The organism is Vibrio sinensis, assembly GCF_003605645.1.
GTDB classification, from domain to species: domain Bacteria; phylum Pseudomonadota; class Gammaproteobacteria; order Enterobacterales; family Vibrionaceae; genus Vibrio; species Vibrio sinensis.
The window spans coordinates 62634-86335 of record NZ_QVMU01000002.1; the positions used below are offsets into that span (position 1 = coordinate 62634).

Below are 23702 nucleotides of genomic sequence, written 5' to 3' on the forward strand. Positions count from 1 at the left end.
CCGACGAATCACGCTTATAGGTGACCGCAGACATAAAAATTCGCATAAATTACTAACTTGCCATTATTATGGGGATGAAGATTATTGATTCAAGCCTATTTCGTGCGGAAAAACTATGAAAAAACCTTTTGAAGTGATCGCCATCATCGGTAAACCCCGAGATCAACAAGCCATTCAGACCCACAAAGAGCTGTATGTTTGGTTGATGGAACAAGGCTATCGGGTTTTCATTGATGATCGTTTACGTGACATATTGTCCGATATTCCAGATGACCATTTCGCCAGCTTAGTCTCACTAGGGCAACATGCCGATCTCGCCATTGTTGTGGGAGGTGATGGAAACATGCTCGGTGCCGCACGTATTTTGTCCAGATTCAATATCTTTGTCATTGGTGTCAATCGAGGCAACCTTGGGTTCTTAACCGATCTCAATCCAGAAGATTTTAAAACCTCTCTGCAAGCCGTATTAAATGGCGAATACATCGAAGAAGAACGATTTTTGCTTGAGGCTGAAATTCACCGACATGGCCAAATTAAAAGCCACAATGCCGCGCTAAACGAAGCCGTTCTTCACCCTGGGCAGGTCGCCCACATGATCGAATTTGAAGTTTATATCGACGAAAGTTTCGCATTTTCACAGCGTTCTGACGGACTTATTGTTGCGACCCCTACCGGTTCAACTGCCTATTCACTTTCTGGCGGTGGGCCGATTCTTTCGCCAAGCCTAAATGCAATTTCAATCGTACCCATGTTTCCACACACACTTTCAAGCCGCCCTTTAGTGGTGGACAGTAAGCGAAAAATTAAATTAGTCGTTTCGCCAGATAACCGTGGAACACAAGAAGTCAGTTGCGATGGTCAGGTTTCTCTTCCTGTCTCACCTGGCGACGAAATCCACATTTATCAAAGCCCGAATGTGCTCAAACTGATCCACCCAAAAGATTATAGCTACTATCATGTACTTAGAAATAAACTCGGATGGTCAAGCAAACTGTTTTGATTCTGCTCACAAATCAATCTGTTGAATAAAATAATTTACCTGTGCAACTTTACTGTATATCGAAACAGTATATACTGACTACATATACAGTATTGTTCATTTAAACAGGTATCTAAAAATGCTGGCTCATCTAAGCGTTAATAATTTTGCGATTGTTAAATCTTTACAGTTGGAGCTTGCCAAAGGCATGACCACTATCACCGGTGAAACAGGCGCCGGTAAATCGATAGCGATAGATGCACTCGGTCTATGCTTAGGCGGCCGTGCAGAAGCCAGCATGGTAAGACAAGGAGAAGAGAAAACCGAAGTTAGTGCGGCTTTCTCACTCGAAAACAATATTCATGCAACCCGTTGGTTGGAAGATAACGAATTACTCGACAACAACGAGTGTATTTTACGTCGTACCATCGGCAAAGATGGTCGCTCACGCGCTTTTATCAATGGTAGTCCAGTTCCCTTATCTCAGCTTAAAAACCTTGGGCAACTTTTGATCAACATCCACGGTCAGCACGCTCATCACCAACTGATGAAAAGTGACTATCAGATGGCAATGCTTGATCAGTATGCCGGGCATTTAAACTTATTAAAAAATACTCGTCATGCATACCAAGAATGGCGACAATCGGATAATGCCTTAAAGCAACTTCGTGAAAACAGCTCCCAAAATCAAGCTCAAAAACAACTTCTTGAATACCAAATCAAAGAACTAAACGATCTTGCATTAGGGGAAGATGAATTTGAAGAGCTAGATCAAGAACACAAACGCTTATCCAATAGCGGTGAACTAGCACAAACCTGCCAGCACGCTATCGAACTCATTTATGAGGGCGAAGACGTTAATGCACTTGGAATTTTACAATCCGCAAGCCAATCTCTAATTCAACTCGCTGAGCTTGATGATAAATTAGCTGAACTACCGAATATGCTAACTGAAGCCATTATTCAAATTGAAGAAGCCAATAGCGAACTACGTAACTACCTCGACAATATCGATGTCGACCCTGCTCGTATGAACTATGTTGAAGAACGGTTTTCGAAAGTCATGTCGACCGCACGAAAGCATCATGTAATACCCAATGACCTATACCAACACCATCAAGATCTATTGGCGCAGGTTGAAGCTCTAGATTGTTCTGATGAGCGCCTCGACGAGATAGCGCAAGAGGTCGAAGTGAAATACCAACAATTTATCACTCGCTCAGAAAAACTCAGCAAATCGCGCAATCGATACGCAAAAGAGCTGAATAAATTAATCACAGACAGCATGCATGAACTCAGTATGGAAAAAGCGCAATTTTGTATTGAAATCAACAACCAAAATAGCCACCCATCGCCACTGGGTATGGATACGGTTTGTTTCGTGGTTTCAACCAACCCGGGTCAACCAATGCAGCCAATCGCAAAAGTTGCTTCAGGTGGTGAACTTTCACGAATTTCATTAGCTATTCAAGTGATCACCGCTCAAAAAATTGATACTCCGAGTCTTATTTTCGATGAAGTCGACGTCGGCATCAGTGGACCAACGGCCGCTGTTGTCGGAAAAATGCTGCGTAAGTTGGGAGAATCAACCCAAGTGATGTGCGTGACACACTTACCTCAAGTCGCCGGATGTGGGCACCAACAATTGTTCGTTGCTAAACAAACTAAAAATGGAAAAACAGAGACACAAATGCATACGCTTGATAAAGAACAGCGCGTCTCTGAACTTGCTCGTCTTCTTGGCGGCAGTGAAATCACAGAGTCAACCCGTGCTAACGCTCGTGAATTGCTGATAGCTGCTTAAAATCACTCAGCCCAAACTGACCCAGTCAATGCGTTTTGCAGAAAAATAAATTTAGGGTACGAAAATTTGGCTCGACTTTGCAACCAAACTCAAAAATAACGGTCTGAACTAATTCAAAAGGAGATGAGCTTTTTACATTAGCCTCAAGCTTGTTTATTATCAGCCCAGTTTAACAATAAACAGTTACAAGAATTTAAAGTATGCAATTAAGAAAGTGGCTAGTCGCAGTACCACTCGCATTGACGATGCTGACAGGGTGTTCACTGTTAGAGAAATTGGTATACCGCATCGATATCAACCAAGGTAACTATGTTGAGCAAAGTGCAGTGAACCAATTGAAGTTTGGTATGACCAAGGAACAGGTGCGATTCGTACTCGGTTCACCGATGTTAATCGAGAATGGATACCCGAATACGTGGTATTACATCTATTACCACACGGAAGGGCACAATGCTCCGATCCAAAAGAATCTATTCGCTGACTTTAACGATCAAGGTCGTTTAGTGAAAATTACTGGTGACTTCCCTGCCAGTTCTGATTTTTTTGAAGGTATTAACTAAGGTTAATACTGCAAAATAACAGGCAGAAAAAAAGCTCGCAGTGCGAGCTTTTTTATTGTTCTTATCTAACGAACAGACCTTAATCTTTTCTCATCAGATTAGGTTTTCCACCCGTCACCGGATCAGCAACTCCTGATGCTTTAGCCTGCTCTGCACGCTTACGGCGGATTTCTTTTGGATCGGCAAGCAATGGACGATAAATCTCGATACGATCTTTATCTCTGACCGTCGCATCAAGTTTTACATTTCGGCTAAACACACCTACCTTGTTTTTCGCAAGATCGATTTCAGGGTATAGCTCTAACACGCCAGACTGTTTAATAATATCTTCAACGGTCATGCTCTCGTTTACCACTAAAGTAAACACTCTTTGCTCAAGAGGCAGTGCGTAGACCACCTCAACGTGAATCATCGTCGATTCAATACTCATAGCACGTATACACCTGTTTTGCTCGCTTGGTAAACGCATTAACCATGTTACTGGTTAACTCATTAAAAACTTTACCAAAAGCCATTTCTATCATTTTACTTGAGAACTCAAATTCCAATTTAAGTTCAACTTTACATGCCTGCTCGTCTAACACGGTAAAAAACCAGCCGCCTTTCAATGTTTTGAATGGGCCATCTACCAGATGCATCAAAATAGCTTCACCATGATGAAGCTCATTTGATGTCGTAAACGTTTTACTAATACCCGCTTTAGAAACATCGACCGAAGCAATCATGCCAGACTTTGTTGACTCAATGACACGAGAGCCGGAACACCCTGGTAAAAATTCTGGGTAGCGCGCGACATCATTCACTAAATCAAACATCTGTTCTGCACTAAATGACACCAACGCAGAACGGCTTACTTGCTTCATACACACTCCTAAGCTTTTATGGTTTTTATAACAAGGCGCACGACAATTTTACTTTTATTCGCAAAATGCGCAAATAAAAGGATTTCCTATCCGAAAAGGTCGCCGTATAATGGCTCCATTATGGTAAAGAAAAAATCAAAACAAAAAGCGGGTAGCAATACCATTGCGCTTAATAAGAAAGCTCGCCACGAATACTTCATCGATGATGAAATTGAAGCCGGCATGGAGCTACAGGGCTGGGAAGTGAAAGCACTTCGCCAAGGCAAAGCCAATATCGCAGAGAGCTATGTGTTCATGCGAGACGGAGAAGCCTTTGTCAGCGGAATGACGATTACTCCTCTTAATCAGGCATCAACACACGTTGTCGCGAACCCTACACGCGTGCGTAAGCTACTAATGAGCCGCCGCGAACTCGACAACCTAACTGGCAGAATCAACCGTGAAGGTATGACTTTGGCTGCACTAGCGCTTTACTGGTCTCACTCTTGGGTGAAGATTAAGATCGGCGTAGCTAAAGGTAAAAAACTTCATGACAAACGTACTGATCTTAAAGAAAAAGATTGGGCACGTGAAAAAGCGCGCGTAATGAAGAGCTCATTGCGTTAAACTTGACCACTTAGACGCAGAGTACTAGACAGGCCTCGCTTTTCTGTTACTATGCATCAAACACTTGGGGCTGATTTAGGATTCGACGGGAATTCAGAAGTCTGAGGTGCATGCCGAGGTGCGGTAGGCCTCGTTAATAAACCGCAAAAAAATAGTCGCAAACGACGAAAACTACGCACTAGCAGCTTAATAACCTGCCAAGAGCCTCTTTGCCCTAGCTTCCGCTTGTAAGACGGGGAACAACAAAGAGTCAAACCCAAACTAGCTAGATCGGATTCTCCCGCCTGAGAGATGAAGTTCGAATTATAATTCAGGATAGTCATTTACTAGCGTGTCGGTTCGCAGGTGGATGGTGAATTTAAAGATCGACTAAGCATGTAGTACCAATGATGAAAGGTTTTCGGACGCGGGTTCAACTCCCGCCAGCTCCACCAAACGTTTGGAAAGGGCCAACTCGCAAGAGTTGGCCCTTTTTGTATCTATATACCTAGGTTTCGACTATTTGGGTCAAATATAAGCACCAAAAACCGAAATCAACGCTTCTGTTACCAAATCTCCGTTCTTCTCTCTATAAAAGAGAACGACACTCCTTGTTAGCGAAAACTCCAAGCTCACTACATTTATGTTCCTAAACTCCAGCCTCCTGTGCTCAGACTAGGGACAACTATCATAAAAATTAAATTGATAAGAAGAGCTGAATTAAATTCATGTGAAAACGCCTCTATACAAACATTGTCATAGAGGCGATACAAATACATCTTATGCTGGTTGATCGGTTGGCATTACCTGAGGCTTACCACTTGCCAGAGCCAAAATAACACCAAGAGCAACGCCTAAACTTGCCGCAAACACCACTTGGAAAGCAGATGGTAACAAAAAGGTAATGGTATGTGCTGGAATCCAGAACAGTGGAATGGTCTTTTTGAATACAAAACCGTACTGAACATTCCAATCAATTTGGTTAAATTTCTGAGCCATATCGATTGGCTTTAGCAAAGCCATCATCGAACCATTGTGATCAGCAATATGCAAATCGGTAATTTTATGTAACGTCATAAATATTGGCGCAAAAATCAAGTTTAACCCTAGGCTAATAGATAACGCAGTTAGAACCGGTCCTGCTTCTGGTAAAAACTTACTCAATACCACAGGATCACCGACAGCAAACACCACGAAAGCCGCTTTAATCATAACGCCTAATACATACCACACAATCATCTTAGGTATAACGCCAAACCCTTTGATTGACCAAGAACCGGTTCGAATTCGTTGCCCTAATACCTCGCCGAACGTGGCTAAAATCGCGAATTTAACGCCCGACATAGCGAACCCATGTTGATCGGTGACGGTGATAAATGTCTGATAAACTGAGTCAAAAATAAAAAAAGGGCTGAGAAAAGCCAGCACTCCAGCAAGGACTGCTTTATCCATTGTATTCATATTATGTTTCCTTAAGGGTAATGTTTAGGTTGGTCTATGTGTTGGTCATGTCTAAGCTCGCGGTACTTGTTGCCAAACAGTAAAACAACACCGACTGAAGCCGTCATGGCCGCTACTAAAGGGATAGAACTCATGCCAAAAGACGCCGTTACCATGGAGTTAACTACGCCTGAGAGGAAGTTACCGATACCAGCAATCGCCATGAAAATGGTCAATGCCATCGATTTCGAACATTCACCAGAAAGCTGTGCTGCTTGAATTTGTGAACTGGCCATCATAAAGGGCCATGTGCAACGGTTAACAAACACCATACTCAGCACAACAAAGACAAGTTCAGGGTGGTAATCGAACGCACAATAGGCCAATACAATAAAAACCAGTGTTTTGACGGCACTCGAACTTATCAGCACATTATCGGCCCCGAATCGCTCGGTTAATTTACCCACAATAGGGTAGAAACTGAGTGCGATAATCCCACTAATGCTCACAACAAAACTCGAATATTCTGGTGCTATTTGAAAAACTTCACGCATCAATACTGGAAATGGTAAAAATAGAATTTGAGCAGAGAAACACAGTAACCCCCACCCTAACGCCATAATGCCAAACGGAGACAATAGTAGCTTTCTGACTTGTTGAGACTGTTGTTCTTGGTTGCGCTTACGTATGAAAGAACTGTTAAAGTCAGGCACGAGTAACAGTGCGAGTGCACTTGTGATAACCATAACAACGCTCGCACCTACAAATCCCGCACCCGGTGACTCAATGCGTCCGGCAATACCAAAACCAATGACTTCACCAATGATAAATGCCGCGATTAACATGCCCGTTCGTCCATGCCACTCTTTTTCTTCATAGCGTCGCACTATGAGCAAATTAAGAATGGAATAACCAATTGCGTATATCAGCCCTTGAATAAACATGTTGATAAACAAACTCAACACACTGTGTGAGTACTGAACACCAAATGCCAAACATGCATTGATAAGAAATAACCCAGAAAGCCAAGTTTTAGGTGTTCCCCACTTATCAATGTATTTTGAAAACCAAGGCCCAATAAGTGGACCTGCCGTCCAAGCGGCCATAATCAAACCAATTTTAGCGAGGCCTGAATCAAAAGAGGCCACCACAAACTGGGGAACAAGCATGATGCAGAACCCGACGTTAAATGCGCCAAGTACCACCATAAAAAGATACCAAGGTTCTATCTGTCGCCATGATGCACGTAATGTATCCATAACGTAAAACGGGAAGGCATTTCGCCTCCCCGCCTCCCTGCATTAGTTTAAGAAAATATCGTCACCGCCAATGACTGTTCCGACAATACGGATATCTTTCAGGGTTTCGCGTTTCTCTTCCGTTGCTTCTTCTGCCAAGATGGTAAAGTCTGCCCATTTACCCACTTCGATAGAGCCACGAACGTCTTCTTGATGTGCAAGCCATGCATGGTTGTAAGTAATAACGCGCATTGCTTCAGCAACGGTTAGACATTGATCTTCTCCGTAAACCTTGCCACTCAAAGAGCGACGATTTACCGCGCACCATGCAGAGAATAGTGGGCTCACTTCCGTCACCATGTCGTCTGAGTGAACGCCGTGCATTAATCCGTGATTAGTTGCTGAACGACAAGCATCCATGCGTCTTACACCGTGCTCACCCACAGTATATTTCGCATGCACATCGCCCCAGTAGTACAAGTGATTGGTAAATAGGTTTGGTGTAATACCCACTTGTTTCATTCGGTAGAACTGGTTTTCTGTCGCCAATTGGCAGTGCTCTAATGAGTGGCGGAAGCCAAAATTAGGCTTGGTTTTACGAATTTCTTCAATTGCTTGAATTGCGACTTCTGTTGCGCCATTACCATTGGTGTGAATAGAACAAGACATGCCGTGTGATTCACCAATCGAGATCTGTTCAATCAGCTTCTCTTTTGACATCAATAAATGGCCATTTGGCTTACCCTCAGTCACATAGTTTTGACCTGGAAGTAGGTGAGCTGTAAATCCTTGAATAGAACCATCCGTTAGCATTTTGAAGTTGCCAACTGACAAGTATGGGTTTTTCTCGTCACGGATAGCATGAACCGCATCCCAACCCTCTTTGTCGCCGTAAACCCAGCGATCGATCGATGCAAACCAAGGTTCCATATTGACGCGAGTATAAAGACGACCTTGCTCTTGTGCTTTCAACCACCCCTCAGCAGCAACATTGCCCGGAGTTAGTGGGAAGTTCGTGCCTTTATCCGTTACGCTGGTACAACCGTTAATACGTGCAACTTTCGTCGCTAATTCACCTGCGTGGATAATGCCCTCTTCAGAAAAGTCCATTCTTGCCGCACCTTTTGCAAATGCAAATTGCATCATCGCTGGCTCTGCAACGGTGCCGTTTACTTGGCCATTTTCATAACGGAACAAGTTTGGATCTTCCGCCATATTCTCGTAGCCACACAATTCAATCGCGACTGAGTTGATATTGATGACGTGACCAGAAGCGTGGCCCAAACAGATAGGGAATTCTTTGCTTACCTCATCTAAAACATTACGTGTAACATCAGCACCCGCAAGCAATAGTGGATCAAAGCCCCAGCAGTTTAGCCATTGCTCTGAATCTGACTCTAAACGTGCTCGGTCTTTTTCAATCAAGCTTTTCAGATGTTCTGTTAACTGCTCAACTGATTGAATGCCTTTCATCACTGAACCGTCTGCTGCTTTACGATCTACGTAGCCGACGTAATGTGAATCTTTTAAATAAGCGCCCAATACATGTGGGTGCATGTGGTGTTCTGCAAAGCCCGCGTAAATATAGTTTTGCTCAAACGTTTCATTAAATTGCGCTTCAATACGATGAGCACTTAATAGAGAACGAATCGCCTCTAACGTACCAACACCAACAATCACACCATTTTGAACAGCAACCGCTTCCGCTTCTGGTTGTTCAGGATTCATTGTGATCACTTTTTGTGCGGTAAAAACTGTCACAGGTTGTTTAATATCGATTAGACGCATGCATAGAGCTTGATAATTCATAAAATAATCTCTTGTTATTAATTTGTAGGGTTTGCCCTGCTCTTCTGTTTGAAGATGAAATGCGATGAAGAGCAGGGCTGTAGATTTAAATCAGACGATTATGGTTTTTGAGTCCAACCTTGCGTTGGGATCCCCATAAAACCTGGAACATGAAGCAATACAAACAGTGCTAACGCCCAGAATGCATACTGTGCAGATTCGATACGAACCTCTTTGTAGATAGAAAGCGCCGCTTCAGCTTGAGGCATGTCTGCACCAGCTTGCGTTAATTTCTCGAGCAAAGCTTGGTTAGACATAAAGCCATGGACAGGAGTGTCAGCTACATACGTTTTTACGATAGGAGCAACATCACTTTGTTCAATTGATGATTTGTATAGCGATGTAGAGCTAAAGAGTAGTACCGCACCGATGATAGCAACGCCAGCTGCTTGCCAAACGTTACGAGTCGAACATTGAATACCACCTGATTGAGCCGCATCACGAGGGTTAAGAGCTGAAGCAACGATCATGGCTGATTGAGAAGCGTAACCACCTTGACCACAACCTAGTAGCAATAGACCTACATACATAAACATTGGGTCGAAGCCGTCAGCTTGTAGTGAATAAGCCATTGAAAGAGCACCTGTACACACAGCCGCTGTTGAAGCCAATATCACCATACGAGGAGACCAATAGCTGTACTTCTTCGGAATACCCAAAGAGAAAACAATCATTGGAGCAGCCATCGTAGCCATTGCGACACCTGTCGCTGCACCACCTAGTCCTGCTACCACCATAATCCATGATAGTGTTACGAAGAATGCGGATCCAAAGACGGCAAAAATCAGACCGGTTACATATAAACCATTGCGTACTTGGCGAGTTTTAATAAATGATTGTGGAATCAGTGCCGCGCCATGTTTCTTCTCGATCTTCTTTTCGACAATCATAGTCACAACCATGATCGCAATACCAAGAATCGCAAGCGGTAATGCCGGTGACATCCCCATCACAGTAAATGGTGCTGACATTGGCTCAATCAGTCCCCATTCAGAAACTTTTGAACAACCGATAATGAACGCTAGCAGACCAAGCGATGCCATGACCGTACCGACGTAGTCAACGCGCATTTGAGCCGGTTTAATCTCTGGAATAATTCTCCAAGCCGCTACAAATACTAATACAAACCAACCTGACATGGTTGAAAATGCAGCTTGATAACCAGAAGCATCCATAATAATACCAGCGCCAATTGGCATCACGACAGCAGCAACACCTGTCGCCGCACCTACGCCACCAAAAGCAACTGCACGCTCTTTGCCCTCATAAAGAGAAACAATAATACCAAGTACTGATGGAATCATTAGCGCAGCACCGAACCCAGTTAGGGAACGCGCACCCCAGATCAGAATGTCCATATTCGGTGAAATAACTGCCAATGCTTCACCAGCGGCACAAAGTGCAGCACCCGCCATAAAGACTTGTTTAAAGCCTTTCGCAATACCTAGCATGCCACCGAACACCATCAAAGCCCCAGCCAACAAGCTATAAACGATATTAGCTAATTGCACTTGGTTCATCGTTGCGTTCAATTGGAAGATAAATTCGTTGGTTGACATCGATAGCACCGAGTTATCACCCGATGTACCGACCTGTGCGAAACAAACGACGAGTAATGGAAACCACATAGCCATTCCCGTTTTCTTTTGGTTGTTAATTGCTGCATCCATGATTTTTTTCCTTCTAGTATTCTAGAAATATTGAGGGTATTCAGAGAAGAAATAGATAATGCCGATTGACCAAGCATCACCGTAGAACAGACTGTTTTCAGTTGAGTCATGATCAATTCGATATTCAGAGTAGATAGCGAGTTTTTTATCGAAATTTTTAACCACACCAAGGTTAGTAAACTCTGTCGTATAAGCATCTGTTTCTGTGGTCAAACGGTTATAGCCAACAAAGCCTTTCCAACTTTCAGAGAATCGATAGTGTGCGAAAAATTCAATACCATCAGAATCAACGAGATCCGAGGCAACAGGCGCTGCGCCAAATTCTTTTTGGTTATTTCTGCCAAAGGTATAGTTTCCACCTAGCATCCATTTTTCATTGTTATAGAACGCGCCTAAAATCGTCGCGCTGATGACATCATCACCGTCGCTTAACCCGTCTGCATTCGCAGCTTGATGGGCAACACCAAACTGGAATCCACCTTGTGCGTAACGGAGTGAGCCACCATAAGTGGTTCCTACTGTGACGGTTTCGGTAATTTTTTGGTCACTCTGGTCGCCTACAATAGCGCCAAGTAAAACTTTGCCCTCTCCTAAGCCAAACTGGTTGTAGTACTTCACAGAGTTATCAGCACGACCAAACCCTGCCACTTCTGAAGCTGGCGTAAAGAAAGCACCGGTTGCCGTATCTTTATTGCTAAATACGGTGTCTGAATACATGGCGATATCATAAAAAGGAGACCAGACTTTACCGGCTTCAATCGAGCCATATTTCGTGCGCATTCCGATATAACCCAAACGAGTATTGAACTCGGTATCTGTCATATCACTAAATGCAACGGCATATTCCAGTTTGCCAAATGCCGTAATGTCATCATTAATCTTGTTCTCGCCAGCAAAGAACAGACGAGAAGCATTGGAGTTAAAACCAAGATCGTAAGGACTATCGTCAAAGTTGTGACTGTATTCAGTAGCAATCCAACCACCAAATTCCAATGTTGCCGTATCGTATTTGGCAATCTCTATGGCCATACTCGGCGAAGCCAACAAAAGAGCACTAACGGTAAGTAAGTATCGATTTGTTTTCATTTTCTATCTCCGAAAACAACAAATTCGTTGGGCAAAGGCACAAGCTCAACGATGTAATGGCATGAAGCCGATAGAGATAGAATGCGGGGTTAGCGAATAATAGACCTCAAAAAAACCTCAATTTGATGTTTTTATTCTTCCAATCAAGAGAATATTGGTGAATATATCTGAATATTAAAGCTACAAATTCTGTTTTTTATCAAAAATATCTCAAGGTCAAAGTTATTGTGAAGCTTGGCAACGCCTCGCTTTTCGATACCTCGTAAAATAGCGTCGAGATTAATTGAACAGATTGGTTGATAGATGAATTTAGTTTTGCAGAGCGATCATTATCGGTTTGACGGGTTTAGCTACTCGCCGACAGAAGGGGTAATAGTTAGAAGCAACGAACGTATTGTCTTGAAAGCCCGTGAAAACGAATTACTCCATATCCTTATCAAACAACACCCACTGCCAGCAACGCGTGATGCTATTCAGAATGCATTATGGAGTAACTCATACGCCACTGACTCGACGATTAATCAAGCGGTGAAAACGCTAAGAGATGATTTAGTCGATAGCGACAGAACCCTGATTCGCACGATACCAAAAACTGGATATATATTAGGTGCAAGTCCTAAGTTTGTGCAGTACCAAGCAGAACAGTCTAGCCCTGAGGCTAAAATTTCGTTTTATTATCTCCCTCATTTTGTTTTTTGGCTCATTTTTGGACTGTTTTTTCTTGTGGTGGGTTATCAGTTTGGCGCACCCTCTGTAAAAGAGATAACGCACATCAGTCAGCAAACACATTACCTTTTTGAACCCAATGGCGTCGAAAAAGCACGCTTTTCAACCAACACTCCTAATACCGTTCTATTTATAGAAAGAACCAAGAAAGGCTATAGGCTTTGTGAACTAGAACAGGAGAAGATGCTATGCAAAAACGTCATGTAATAACCGTCATCACATTATTAACGACATCATTAGTATTTTTCTGGGCTGGGCATGAGCTCCATAATAGACTGTCAACGCCCATACAAAGTATGGCAGGTGTATGGACCGGACATTCTAAGTTAGAAACCAATACGGGTTCGATCAATTACGAAGTTAATGCGCTCATCCAGAATGAATCAATTACATTGTCATTAGTCGCTCATGCGCAAGACAATACTAAGTTTGCCTTTCGGCTCGATCTGAAATATGAGGAACACACAGGAAGTGAGTACCTCTTTACAGTGAGAGATAGAACCACAACTTGGTTAGAACAGATTAGATCTCAAGAAAAATTAGATATTCCCGTTATTGGGCATTTTCTCGCTGCAACGCTTGTTAAAAAAGGTGATGATCAATTTTTCTTTGCATTCGATTTGGGAGCAGAGTATGTATTCGGCACATTGTTTGAAAAAGGGATTTAGTTCACTCATAGTAAAGGGGTAACATTCAGACAATACGCGATTGTAGTAAGGAATAGCGCGTGTACATTATAAATGGGATTAATTTCAACAGCTTAGAACAAACCATCAGCTACGATGACAAGAGTATTTTACTCAACCCAAAAGCGAATCAGCTGCTACTTTTTATGGTGCAACACCCAAAACAAACACTCTCAAGAGAAGAGATTCTCACTTCGGTTTGGAGTAGAGATTTTGTTAGTGATCACTCACTAACACAAGCAGTCAGCGACTTAAGAAAAGCACTTGCAGAGCTTGGCCAAGAATATAAATCACTCATTGTTACTCGCCCGAAAGCTGGCTATGTCTTTGAAGCGACTGTGACAATACTTCCTCAGCCAGCCACAGTCGGTGATGACTCATCAACGCTCCTAGTTCAACCACGCTCTCATATCAAAGGGCTATTAGGGATCTGCGCTGTTGCGTTCATTGCCGCTATCGTATGTACAACATGGTGGCTAACTCAACGCACTGCTGTTAACAAAAGATCCATTGACCCATATAATATGGTTTTTGTTACTTTTAAAGCAGAGCCTGAATATGAACACCTTGCATTTGGTCTAAGTGACTTAATCAATTATCGAGTTAATCAACAAGGTCGTTACCGCTCATCTTTAGTTTATGAAAAAAGTAGCGAATTATCCGATAGGGCCGCACTGGTTATGTCTGGAGAGATTGATGAAGACAATAACAAGCTAGCTTTAATTTTTTATATTTATGATAACTTGTCGAATAGAAAGGTCTTTCAACAAAAATATGCATTAACGGATGATGTTATCTCAACAGTACCAACCACGATCCTCTCAGATATTGAAAATGCGCTTGAAGTACCATTCGATCATGACATCATCACAAAACTAGATCGTCAATATCCAAAAGATCCCGATATGTTTAATTTAATACATCAAGCTCACTATGCATCAAACATTATTACCGTCCGTTCATTATATTCGGCAATAAAACTCTATGATCAGGTCTTAACTAAAGAGCCAACATTGGAGATTGCAGCAGCTGAGCGTTTTATTTCTGCAACGATTCTAAACTCCATTCAACCCAATGCCATTTTAGAGCCAGAAATGAATCGTTTGTTCGATAGTTTGATGGGGATCGATGATGAACTGCATGCTCCTATTTACTATGAAGCATTGGCTATTCATGCTTTTTTATTAGGTGCCCCTCCAAAGGCCAAAGAATATTTATCTCTTGCACTAGCTACTCGAGAATCATGGACTAGTAATATAATTGCAGGAAAAATATCTCAAGCTGAAAAAAAAGACTATCAAGCTGCAATTTCATATAAACGAGCTTATTCGATGAAACCTGATGAATCGACACTTAAAGTAATAAGTAGCCTATTTTATGCAACCGACCTGAAAAAATTTGGTATGCAGTGACAAATTTCAGAAGTTATCTTCCTTAAGGTTTCAAAATCTCTTCGCCCCCCTACTTTATGGTTATGGTGTGTCCTTTTAATTTCGTTTAATTTGAATGATGTTAATTTCAACCCACGATATCCGATAAGGTTAAGAAGAATGACTAAAAAAACTATTGCGATCATTGGTGCTGGAATTATCGGTGTAACAACAGCCTATTTACTAAAAAGAGCTGGCTATCGCATCATCTTGATCGATGCTGAAGATGGACCCGCTTTAAAGACAAGCTTTGCTAACGGATGCCAACTGAGTTACTCGTACATTGACGCAATATCATCACCAAGTCTGATAAAAAAATTACCCAAGATAATAGCGGGAATGGATCCTGCTTTTCGCATTAAACTTTCACCAGATCCAAATCTAGTGACTTGGGGGAGCCAGTTTGTAATCAATGCCCAGAATCATAAAGAAGAGTTCAATACGCAAACTCTTTTGAGATTGTCACTTTATTCAAGAAGCGTTCTACATTCATTACTAGCAGAGTCTAACTTTGAGTTTGCACATCGCGCTTCTGGAAAATTACTTATTTATACGAACCAAGAAGAGCTAAATAAAGCGACGATACGCGTCAACCAGAAGGCCGAATGGGGTTGCAAACAAGAAGTTCTCAATGATAGCCAATGTCTAGATTTAGAGCCTAGTTTACAGCAATTGTCACAGCCGATAGTCGGTGGCATATATTCATCCATTGATGAAATAGGAAATCCCCATCGTTTATCCTGCGAACTTCTCGAGATAATGAAGGGTGATAAGGAGTTTGAAGCTCATTTTAACTGCCGTGTAAATCGAATTGTAAAACGTGGATATTCTATTCAGAGCCTTGAAACCTCCAATGGCGCTATCCATGCCGATGCTTATGTGTTGGCGACAGGGCCTGAAAGTCTTAATCTTGCCCGCGAAATTGGAATTAAGCTGCCAATTTATCCCATAAAGGGTTACAGCATTACGGTTCCAGCCACTGAGTTTGCCCCCGAAGTTTGCGTGACTGACGTTGATAACAAAGTAGTTATAAGCCGCATTGGCAACCAACTGCGGATAGCAGGTTGCGCCGATATCGTTGGTTATAAGAGCAACATAGATGAAAGTCGCATTGAACATTTGCTCAATATTTGTAAGAAGAACTTTCCCAAAGCAGGTGTTTATAGCGACATAATACATACGTGGACAGGTCTTCGTCCCGTCACCCCCAGTAGTGTGCCTATTATAGGTAAAACAGGTGTAGATAATCTTTTCTTAAACGTTGGTCATGGGGCACTTGGCTGGACATTGGCTTTAGGTTCTGCATCTTTACTAACAGCAATAATCGACCAACAACCCCCTCCTATAGACACAACAGGAATGAGCCCCAAAGATCACGGTATTAGTTAACGCATCCAACAAATACAACTATTGGTAAAAATGGGTTCAAGTCACAAAGGAATGTCACCATCCTCTAAGATTTAGTGCTCTTTCGTTTAAACTGATTCAAATGTAGAACGCTGATTAAAAATCCACTCTATACAGAATGCCACACGCTAAGTATTTGAGGGTAGCCGAAGCATTGTATATCTTGATTCTCAAGTAATACTCAAATAGGCTCAAGCATAGCCACTTTATGTTTATAGAGAAACCGATGAAAATCATCTACTTCGACACGTTTAGTCTACTGTATTCTCACCAATACGTTGCTGCCAATGAAAGTGTTGCATGTGCTATTGAAGCGCATCGATTTAAGCCCGCTCAACTCTTCATACAAAATGTGCAGCCAGATCTAGAGGCAGCGAAAAAGTTAGAAGCATCAGCTTTAAAAAGTGGTTGCTTACTTTTCCCAACTGGAAACTATTACACTAAAGATTTGTTTATCGAAAATAACATATTTTCTGAACAATCCTTCGCTCCAGAAGTTGATTTGAGTCGACGAGTAAAACTCGATGATAGTAACTCTGTTCGACGTTTAATTGCCCATGCTCACCTTTTAGAAGCTGAGTGGTTTGTCTGTGGTGATATCGGCTTCGAGGAGTTACTGTCCGCTTTCCCTCACCGATATTTACGAAGCAAATTTGGTGAGGGGGTTTCCGCAGAGCTTCTTGAAAAAATAGACCAGCTCAAAGATATCTAAATGAATAAAATGAACTGAACCTCCACAGGCAAGTAAAGTCCGAGCGAGTATTAAAGCGTAATCAGTCATAACGAGCCTCCTCGCCTACTCTCTTTTGTCCCCTTTACCAGATGCTTAAAGTGAATTGGTAAAATATTAATCAATTAAACGCGATGTCATCATTTTTGTTGTACATCGCCGATTAACTTCTGTTACTATCCTTAGCACAATATGGAGGGGTTCCCGAGTGGCCAAAGGGAGCAGACTGTAAATCTGCCGGCACTGCCTTCGATGGTTCGAATCCGTCCCCCTCCACCATATTTAGAAGCCAGCTTTTTAGCTGGCTTTTTTCATTCTATACCACTCCAAAAACCCACAAAAAAAAATATATTAATTAAAAACATACGGTTAACTTTAACTGTATTTTCTTTCCTTCTATTATTTTTACGTTGTGGTAGAGTGTGCGGTCAAGAAATGGGGAAATCATATGTTAACTTACGTTAGTTTATTTAGTTCTGCTGGCGTCGGCTGCTTTGGCTTAAAAGAAATTGGTTTTAAGTGTATAGCTACAGCTGAACTTTTAGAAAAACGCATTAAAATTCAACAATATAACCAGAAATGTGAGTACGATTCTGGCTATATATGCGGTGATCTAACTGAGCACAAAACACATGATACCTTGTACAGTGAAATTGCATCTTTCAAAGCCAAAAAGAAAATCAAGGATATAGACCTTGTTGTTGCGACGCCGCCTTGCCAAGGTATGAGTGTGGCAAACCATAAAAAAAACCAAGAGCTTGGAAGAAATTCACTGGTTGTTGAGTCATTACGCATCGTAAAAGACCAACAACCTAAGTTCTTTATCTTTGAGAATGTGAGTGCATTCTTAAAGTCTATCTGTACTGATCTCGATGGTGTTGATAAACCAATCCGAGAAGCGATCCATTCTAACTTGGCACCTGACTATTTGATTGAAAGTAAGGTGATCAATTTAAAAAACTATGGTGCTAATTCTAGTCGAACTCGCACACTTGTTATTGGTGTTCGTCGTGATCAAAAAGGCGTAACTCCACTCGATCTTTACCCAGATTTCCGCCCTGAAAAAACACTGCATGAAGTGATCGGTCACCTACCATCACTAAAAACCATGGGCGAATTTTGTGAAGATGATATCTTCCACTCTTTCCGTCCTTATAAAGAGGATATGTATCCTTGGATTAAGGCTACCCCATATGGCAAAAGCGCCTTTGACAACCCAGAAGACCACTTAAAACCTCACAAAGTCGTGGATGGTGAAATCGTCGTTAACCAAAGTAAAAATGGGGACAAATACCAGCGTCAAGTCTGGGAAAAAGTTGCGCCTTGTATCCATACTCGTAATGATTGTCTGCCAAGCCAAAATACCGTTCACCCGATCGATGATCGCGCGTTTAGTATTAGAGAGCTCATGTTGATGATGTCTATCCCATCAACATTCCAATGGCTACCGAATAGCATGGTGCCAGCAAACTCAGCGGATTATGAGACCAAATTTCAGTTCAGAAAAAAGACCGAATTTACTATTCGTCAATGTTTAGGCGAAGCAGTTCCGACAGCGGTTTTTGGTGAAATTGGTCAGAAAATTCAACAAATTGATGCGCCGAAACTATCGAAAAAACAAATCGATCAGACGATTAAACAACATCACCTTGAACAAATTGATCACCTCTGTGAATTCATTGAATTGAATTGGCGCAATTACACCCGCCAAGACATGTTCAAAATTTGCGAACTCGCTAATGCAGAAAGATTGCATACTGCTGCTTATTACACTGATCAAGAAATCTGTTTCTCGGCCATTTCACCATTGCCTGATATTTCAGCTGAAGAGGTTCGTATTTTAGAACCCTCGGTAGGAGTGGGTAACTTCCTGCATCAGATCGTGAAAAAGTATCAAGGCAAACGTCTCATCATTGATTGTGTCGATATTAATAAAGATTCAATCAAACTGTGCCAACTGCTTGTCGAGAAGTACTTGCCAAGCGATAGCGTGACGTTCAATTTCTATCACGAAGATTTTCTTCTTTGGGATACAAAGAAAAAATATGATGTTGTTATCGGCAACCCGCCATACATGAAAATCAAAGATAGTGAATTACTGTCAATGTATAGACGTGGTTTGTCTAACCAAAATACCAATAACATTTTCTCTTTCTTTATCGAGAAATGTAGCCAATTGGCTAAGCATGTCTCGCTAATTGTACCGAAAGCTCTGTTGAACGCGCCTGAGTATATCAAGACACGAAACCTACTTGAGTCCTACACGTTACTGCACATTAATGATTACAATGAAAAAGCATTCGATGTAAAAATCGAGACAGTATCGATTACTTTTAGCACGATCAAATCGAAGAAAGATAAGAAAGTGACGGTTTATTCTTACCTGAACAAACAGTTTTTCTCACTGGATCAAGAGTACCTAACTCACACGTTCTTCAATAGTTGGCTTTTGTACCGAAATGATTGGTTTGATGAAATCTTCGAAACATTGACGTTTGGAAAATTCAAAGTATTCCGAGACCGCCAGATTACTAAACAACATACGAAAGCCAGTGGTAAATACCGCGTGATAAAATCTCGTAATATTGGTAATGGTGAAATCAAAAATATTGAAGATTACGATTGCTATGTGGATGATATCGGCGATTTTGCTGTTAAGAAATACTTAGATTCTGATGTTATCTTGGTACCTAACTTAACTTACAACCCTCGCGCAGCTCGTTTACCCAAAGGTAGCATCGCAGATGGTTCAGCCGCGATTTTGTATTCGATTGATAAAGTGAGAGATGAAGATATCGAGTACTTTTCAAGTAGCGAGTTTAATCACTTCTATCGTATTGCTCGAAACTACGGAACACGCTCAATGAACATTGACAGCGTCTCTGTAAACTACTTTGGTGTGAAAATATAACAAAATAGGCCGGTTCTACCGGCCTATTTTTTATCGGTATGCGTTTAACTGAGCAATGCTACGTAGGCTCGACGTTCTCACTGGCGCACCTGGTGATGGATAAGATTTGCCGTATGGGGTGATCGTCGTTGGCCGATAATTATCTTGTATATACTTGCCTTCAACAAAGCCGACTGGGAACCATATCTCTGGGTTTTCTCTAATGATCAAACCAAAGACAACCAAGTCATACTTTTCGAGCAAATTAAACTGCCCCTCACTGTACAAACGTCGACCGTATGGTTGATCGTCTCTAATAGTTCTATTTAATATTCTCTCAAAAAACACTTTAGGAACGGTTTCGGTTTTCACATCAATGGATAAGTTATTGAGCTTGAAATCACAATCATCAATGGTTAAGTAGTTTTCTCTGATGTTACTTCGCCAATCAACGCCCATTAATTGGCAAAAAGCAAACTCGCCTAAGAACCCGATATGATTACGTTCCTCAGATGTGAGGTGTTTAACTTCAAAGTGATGCTTAATATACTTCTCTCTCTTTTGCGACTCTCTGGTAGCCGCATCTCTCATCTCTTGTGTAAAACGAACTCCGTCCATGTTGTTTTCCTTTTTAACTGACGTACTCAGTGGCCAAAATGTTTTTCATATCCTGAAAAGACATATTGTTTTTTAGCAGCTCTTTTTCTAAACCCGTATTTACAACATTGACAAATTTACTCTTACTATAAAAGTCATCTTCCCAATATTCAGACTCTTCAATCGAGTCAATCTTACTTAAAAGACAAACAAGCTGATATGGCTTGCTAATTCGTTGAGTATTACCGCCTAAATGTGCATAGGAATAGTGCTGAGATGGCGTTAGTAGAATCAGGTTTTCTAACGTATCTGATAACTCACGAAACTCGCTCTTCATAAAAATATGATGGGCATGAATAGCTGGCTCATGCAGGAATCGATGCGTTTCACTTTTCTGTTTGTGATGTTTTTTAATCTGGCGTTTAGCCTTTTCAACTTGATAAGTTTCAGAGGTTGATTCTTCACCAAGATCGATTAGATAAGCTTTTCTTGGCTGATCTTTTGGCTTTTGTACATCACGAAAGTTAACTCGGTTATAAAACAGTTCCGAGTATTGAATAACACTTTTGGAAATCCGCCCTTTTGACGTACCAAAACTCTTACGGCTAAAAGCCAATGGATTAATGATTTTGGTAAAAATCCGAGAGGTTTCTGTCTCTCCATTAATTGGTGTGTTATCAATAATGAATTGAATGTATTTCTCTTTCAGATTGGCAAAGGAATCTTTGCTTGGCGCATGGAAAAAACCATCAAATAACGCTTTTAAACCACTCGCTTCAATGATGCTTTCTAAATAATTAATTAAAAACTTTAACGCTTTATCATCACTGACTGAGATATATTCAAGCACTTCTCGGTTATTCAGTTGGAACAGCGCGCCTCGATCTCTGGTGCCGATTTCCGAAATAATGCCTGCATAATCAAGTAGCTTGATCGGCTGGGAAAAAACCTTATCGTATTCGCTTCGCGATCCAACATCCGTTGGCGACGGTTTTTGGAATTTATTCACCATCACATCAATAGCAAATTCGCTATTCCAAATCTCTCTAATCGTGAAATCTTGCTTTTGTTCAGTATCAAGATACTCAAGAATCGATTCAGCAACAGAGGAAAGTACGTCTGGGGTACATTTTTGATCAATGAATCTCGCATTGTTGGTTTTCCTAATATCGAGCTCTTGATTCGACAAATGGGTATTAATCGTTGTTATAATATTTTTTAGCATCGTGATACTACTGACCGTTGATTGATAGTGGATTATCGGTTGGCTGTTTTATGTGTCGCTTCTTATATCATTTTGACTAAGTGCTTCTCACTTTAGTCAAGAGCAAGCGTTTCGATAACAAACTAGCATAAAATCCTAGCGGAACCGCACTTCTCTATAGCCATACTCTAACCGCGACCAGCACTTATTGGAACTCCCTCTTTCAAACTCTGTATTTCAAAATACCATTACAAGGTCAACGCAACAGTTCGTCGAAATCCCTTTAGAATCAAACGTTCAACAAACGAAAATTGGAGTATGATTATAGGGAGGAACTTTTGAGGGTAAGATTTTGTTAGAGCACCATATTCGCAATTACATTTCACATAAGCTAACCACCGTAGGCATTAATAGCGATCCCTATGGCATAGAGCTAACCAGTGTGTTTTTAGTCGCAAGCCTCGCTACAGCCGGCATTAGCTATTTGATCGTCCATCATCTAATTGTTCGTTCGGTAAAAAATGTTCTACAAAAAACCAATAAACCACTCTCCGAGAGTTTAGCCAAATACGATTTACTCGGGAAAATATCCTTACTTGTCCCGATCATGATTCTGGATGTTTTGGTTCCAATATCCGTTGGACACTATAGCTTGCTCGCCAATATCCTAGACCGACTATTAAGCATTCTAATTTTGTTTATGATTGTTTGGGTGATATTCGCTCTTTTAGATGCTCTCAACGATATCGCTACATTCAAAGGCATTACACGGAAAATGCCTATCAAGAGTTTCGTACAGCTCATTAAGTTGTTTACCTTTTTCGTTGGCGTGGTGATCTTCATCTCTATTCTCGCTAACGAATCACCGCTGATTTTCTTATCCGGCCTTGGGGTAGCTACCGGTTTTGTCATGTTGGTATTTAAAGACACCATACTTGGGTTTGTGGCGGGCATTCAGCTTTCAGCTAACCGTATGATCAGCCTAAATGACTGGATTCAAATGAGTGCTTATGGCGCAAATGGTACTGTTGAAGAGATATCATTAACGACCGTGAAAGTACGTAACTTTGATAACACCGTTAGCATGTTGCCAGCCTATGCCTTAGTACAAAATGCATTTATTAACTGGCAAGGAATGTCTGACTCCGGTGGTCGACGCATTGAACGCTCCGTCAATATTGATGTCACATCAATCCGTTTTATGAGTGACGATGAGATCGAATCGATGAAAAAAATTCGGATTTTACGCCAATATATCTATGAGAAAATGCGCGAAATTAGTGATTACAATGATGAACTAGACGCAGAGGATCATGGAACGGGCAATCTTCGCCAGATGACAAATCTCGGCCTATTTAGAGCCTATGTGAATGCCTACCTACGTTCAAATAAAGACATTCATCAATATATGTTGATTATGGTTCGCCAACTCCAACCCACGCCAGAGGGGATCCCACTTCAAGTTTATGCTTTTTGTAATAGTGTCGACTGGGCAGTTTATGAGGGAGTACAAGCAGACCTCTTTGATCATATTTATTCGATTATGCCCATGTTTGGCCTACGTCCTTACCAAGCTATCACCAGTAACGACGCAGCGAGTATAGGCATACGACAAATTACCTAGCGTCCTTAGTTATTCTGTCATAGTGGATAAATAATACTCATGATGTCGCGATAAGATGGCAACCTAAGGTTGCCATCTTTTTCACTCTTAACAAGCTCGATTTTGTCATGAGATGGCAAATTAGGATGAATCCAGACCTAAATTAGGATCAAACTTTAACCATATAAAATCAGTTTTATCATTAACACATCTACTCATGAAATATCTATCTGTTCTCACTGAAGTTTCAATAATAAATAGAGGTTAAAGTCACACTTTAGGCCTAATCTCAGGAAAACCTAGTATATGAAACTTATCTTTTATCTTAAGATTGAACGCAATATTACAGTTTGTCG

Annotated in this window: 20 protein-coding genes, 1 tRNA gene and 1 other RNA gene; 13 read left to right on the top strand and 9 right to left on the bottom strand. The window is 41.4% G+C overall.

Annotated elements, in window-relative coordinates; genetic code table 11:
• Positions 1-115 precede the first annotated feature (115 nt).
• The 3 genes from nadK (at position 116) to bamE (ending at position 3343) form a co-directional block, all read left to right on the top strand.
• Positions 116-1000 carry an NAD(+) kinase gene (gene nadK, locus DZ860_RS03830; RefSeq protein WP_120029608.1) on the top strand — a complete coding sequence of 295 codons (885 nt, stop codon included), beginning with the start codon at positions 116-118 and terminating at the stop codon, positions 998-1000.
• Positions 1001-1118: 118 nt separating this feature from the next.
• Positions 1119-2783 carry a DNA repair protein RecN gene (recN, locus tag DZ860_RS03835; protein WP_120029609.1) on the top strand — a complete coding sequence of 555 codons (1665 nt, stop codon included), beginning with the start codon at positions 1119-1121 and terminating at the stop codon, positions 2781-2783.
• Between the two features lie 200 nt (positions 2784-2983).
• Positions 2984-3343 carry an outer membrane protein assembly factor BamE gene (gene bamE / locus DZ860_RS03840; RefSeq protein ID WP_120029610.1) on the top strand — a complete coding sequence of 120 codons (360 nt, stop codon included), beginning with the start codon at positions 2984-2986 and terminating at the stop codon, positions 3341-3343.
• Positions 3344-3422: 79 nt separating this feature from the next.
• Here the strand turns inward: bamE and DZ860_RS03845 are convergent, their stop codons facing one another.
• Positions 3423-3773 carry an RnfH family protein gene (locus tag DZ860_RS03845; RefSeq protein ID WP_120029611.1) on the bottom strand — a complete coding sequence of 117 codons (351 nt, stop codon included), beginning with the start codon at positions 3771-3773 and terminating at the stop codon, positions 3423-3425.
• Positions 3763-4206, bottom strand: coding sequence for an SRPBCC family protein (locus DZ860_RS03850; protein ID WP_120029612.1), 444 nt, complete (start codon positions 4204-4206; stop codon positions 3763-3765). The genes DZ860_RS03845 and DZ860_RS03850 overlap by 11 nt, the downstream gene beginning before the upstream one ends.
• A 120-nt stretch (positions 4207-4326) precedes the next feature.
• On the opposite strand from DZ860_RS03850, the gene smpB reads away from it, so the two are divergent.
• Together smpB and ssrA are read left to right on the top strand one after the other, a co-directional pair.
• Positions 4327-4812 carry an SsrA-binding protein SmpB gene (gene smpB, locus DZ860_RS03855; RefSeq protein WP_120029613.1) on the top strand — a complete coding sequence of 162 codons (486 nt, stop codon included), beginning with the start codon at positions 4327-4329 and terminating at the stop codon, positions 4810-4812.
• Positions 4813-4878: 66 nt separating this feature from the next.
• Positions 4879-5246: a transfer-messenger RNA gene (ssrA, locus tag DZ860_RS03860) on the top strand.
• Positions 5247-5571: 325 nt separating this feature from the next.
• Here the strand turns inward: ssrA and DZ860_RS03865 are convergent.
• The 5 genes from DZ860_RS03865 to DZ860_RS03885 all read right to left on the bottom strand — a co-directional run bounded on the left by DZ860_RS03865 (position 5572) and on the right by DZ860_RS03885 (position 12073).
• Positions 5572-6252, bottom strand: coding sequence for a hypothetical protein (locus tag DZ860_RS03865; protein WP_120029614.1), 681 nt, complete (start codon positions 6250-6252; stop codon positions 5572-5574).
• 11 nt (positions 6253-6263) lie between these two features.
• On the bottom strand, positions 6264-7490 hold the full coding sequence (locus tag DZ860_RS03870) for an MFS transporter (RefSeq protein WP_120029615.1): 1227 nt from the start codon (positions 7488-7490) through the stop codon (positions 6264-6266).
• A gap of 42 nt (positions 7491-7532) precedes the next feature.
• Positions 7533-9278 carry an amidohydrolase gene (locus DZ860_RS03875; protein WP_120029616.1) on the bottom strand — a complete coding sequence of 582 codons (1746 nt, stop codon included), beginning with the start codon at positions 9276-9278 and terminating at the stop codon, positions 7533-7535.
• 98 nt (positions 9279-9376) lie between these two features.
• A complete protein-coding gene (locus DZ860_RS03880; RefSeq protein WP_120029617.1) occupies positions 9377-10987 on the bottom strand; it encodes an MFS transporter in 1611 nt (536 codons plus the stop codon).
• A 21-nt stretch (positions 10988-11008) separates the two neighbouring features.
• A complete protein-coding gene (locus tag DZ860_RS03885) occupies positions 11009-12073 on the bottom strand; it encodes a porin (protein ID WP_120029618.1) in 1065 nt (354 codons plus the stop codon).
• 303 nt (positions 12074-12376) lie between these two features.
• Between DZ860_RS03885 and DZ860_RS03890 the strand changes: the two genes are divergently transcribed.
• The 7 genes from DZ860_RS03890 to DZ860_RS03920 all read left to right on the top strand — a co-directional run bounded on the left by DZ860_RS03890 (position 12377) and on the right by DZ860_RS03920 (position 19963).
• Positions 12377-13006 (top strand): winged helix-turn-helix domain-containing protein, encoded by a 630-nt coding sequence (locus tag DZ860_RS03890; RefSeq protein ID WP_120029619.1) that lies wholly within the window; start codon positions 12377-12379, stop codon positions 13004-13006.
• On the top strand, positions 12988-13467 hold the full coding sequence (locus DZ860_RS03895; RefSeq protein ID WP_120029620.1) for a hypothetical protein: 480 nt from the start codon (positions 12988-12990) through the stop codon (positions 13465-13467). Before DZ860_RS03890 ends, DZ860_RS03895 begins: the two co-directional genes overlap by 19 nt.
• A 59-nt stretch (positions 13468-13526) precedes the next feature.
• Positions 13527-14897 (top strand): winged helix-turn-helix domain-containing protein, encoded by a 1371-nt coding sequence (locus tag DZ860_RS03900; RefSeq protein ID WP_120029621.1) that lies wholly within the window; start codon positions 13527-13529, stop codon positions 14895-14897.
• Between the two features lie 138 nt (positions 14898-15035).
• Complete coding sequence (locus tag DZ860_RS03905) at positions 15036-16304, top strand: D-amino acid dehydrogenase (RefSeq protein WP_120029622.1); 1269 nt, start codon at positions 15036-15038, stop codon at positions 16302-16304.
• A gap of 244 nt (positions 16305-16548) precedes the next feature.
• Positions 16549-17034 (top strand): hypothetical protein, encoded by a 486-nt coding sequence (locus tag DZ860_RS03910; RefSeq protein WP_120029623.1) that lies wholly within the window; start codon positions 16549-16551, stop codon positions 17032-17034.
• Between the two features lie 212 nt (positions 17035-17246).
• A tRNA-Tyr gene (locus tag DZ860_RS03915) sits at positions 17247-17331 on the top strand.
• 169 nt (positions 17332-17500) lie between these two features.
• Entirely contained in the window at positions 17501-19963 is a 2463-nt protein-coding gene (locus tag DZ860_RS03920) for a DNA cytosine methyltransferase (RefSeq protein ID WP_120029624.1), read from the top strand.
• A 30-nt stretch (positions 19964-19993) separates the two neighbouring features.
• Here DZ860_RS03920 and DZ860_RS03925 read toward each other — a convergent pair whose 3' ends face one another.
• Positions 19994-20560, bottom strand: a complete 567-nt coding sequence (locus tag DZ860_RS03925; protein ID WP_120029625.1) for a hypothetical protein — start codon at positions 20558-20560, stop codon at positions 19994-19996.
• Positions 20561-20573: 13 nt separating this feature from the next.
• On the bottom strand, positions 20574-21764 hold the full coding sequence (locus tag DZ860_RS03930; protein ID WP_120029626.1) for a hypothetical protein: 1191 nt from the start codon (positions 21762-21764) through the stop codon (positions 20574-20576).
• Positions 21765-22095: 331 nt separating this feature from the next.
• Between DZ860_RS03930 and DZ860_RS03935 the strand changes: the two genes are divergently transcribed.
• Positions 22096-23367, top strand: a complete 1272-nt coding sequence (locus DZ860_RS03935) for a mechanosensitive ion channel family protein (RefSeq protein WP_120029627.1) — start codon at positions 22096-22098, stop codon at positions 23365-23367.
• Positions 23368-23702 lie beyond the last annotated feature (335 nt).

Bases quoted from the DNA above. Each gene is read 5' to 3' on its own strand.
- DZ860_RS03850 (WP_120029612.1), bottom strand. From the start codon at position 4,206: ATGAAGCAAGTAAGCCGTTCTGCGTTGGTGTCATTTAGTGCAGAACAG.
- DZ860_RS03930 (WP_120029626.1), bottom strand. From the start codon at position 21,764: ATGCTAAAAAATATTATAACAACGATTAATACCCATTTGTCGAATCAA.
- DZ860_RS03925 (WP_120029625.1), bottom strand. From the start codon at position 20,560: ATGGACGGAGTTCGTTTTACACAAGAGATGAGAGATGCGGCTACCAGA.
- DZ860_RS03895 (WP_120029620.1), top strand. From the start codon at position 12,988: ATGCAAAAACGTCATGTAATAACCGTCATCACATTATTAACGACATCA.
- DZ860_RS03875 (WP_120029616.1), bottom strand. From the start codon at position 9,278: ATGAATTATCAAGCTCTATGCATGCGTCTAATCGATATTAAACAACCT.
- recN (WP_120029609.1), top strand. From the start codon at position 1,119: ATGCTGGCTCATCTAAGCGTTAATAATTTTGCGATTGTTAAATCTTTA.
- DZ860_RS03845 (WP_120029611.1), bottom strand. From the start codon at position 3,773: ATGAGTATTGAATCGACGATGATTCACGTTGAGGTGGTCTACGCACTG.
- DZ860_RS03890 (WP_120029619.1), top strand. From the start codon at position 12,377: ATGAATTTAGTTTTGCAGAGCGATCATTATCGGTTTGACGGGTTTAGC.
- DZ860_RS03885 (WP_120029618.1), bottom strand. From the start codon at position 12,073: ATGAAAACAAATCGATACTTACTTACCGTTAGTGCTCTTTTGTTGGCT.
- smpB (WP_120029613.1), top strand. From the start codon at position 4,327: ATGGTAAAGAAAAAATCAAAACAAAAAGCGGGTAGCAATACCATTGCG.
- DZ860_RS03905 (WP_120029622.1), top strand. From the start codon at position 15,036: ATGACTAAAAAAACTATTGCGATCATTGGTGCTGGAATTATCGGTGTA.
- DZ860_RS03880 (WP_120029617.1), bottom strand. From the start codon at position 10,987: ATGGATGCAGCAATTAACAACCAAAAGAAAACGGGAATGGCTATGTGG.
- nadK (WP_120029608.1), top strand. From the start codon at position 116: ATGAAAAAACCTTTTGAAGTGATCGCCATCATCGGTAAACCCCGAGAT.
- DZ860_RS03865 (WP_120029614.1), bottom strand. From the start codon at position 6,252: ATGAATACAATGGATAAAGCAGTCCTTGCTGGAGTGCTGGCTTTTCTC.
- DZ860_RS03920 (WP_120029624.1), top strand. From the start codon at position 17,501: ATGTTAACTTACGTTAGTTTATTTAGTTCTGCTGGCGTCGGCTGCTTT.
- bamE (WP_120029610.1), top strand. From the start codon at position 2,984: ATGCAATTAAGAAAGTGGCTAGTCGCAGTACCACTCGCATTGACGATG.
- DZ860_RS03910 (WP_120029623.1), top strand. From the start codon at position 16,549: ATGAAAATCATCTACTTCGACACGTTTAGTCTACTGTATTCTCACCAA.
- DZ860_RS03870 (WP_120029615.1), bottom strand. From the start codon at position 7,490: ATGGATACATTACGTGCATCATGGCGACAGATAGAACCTTGGTATCTT.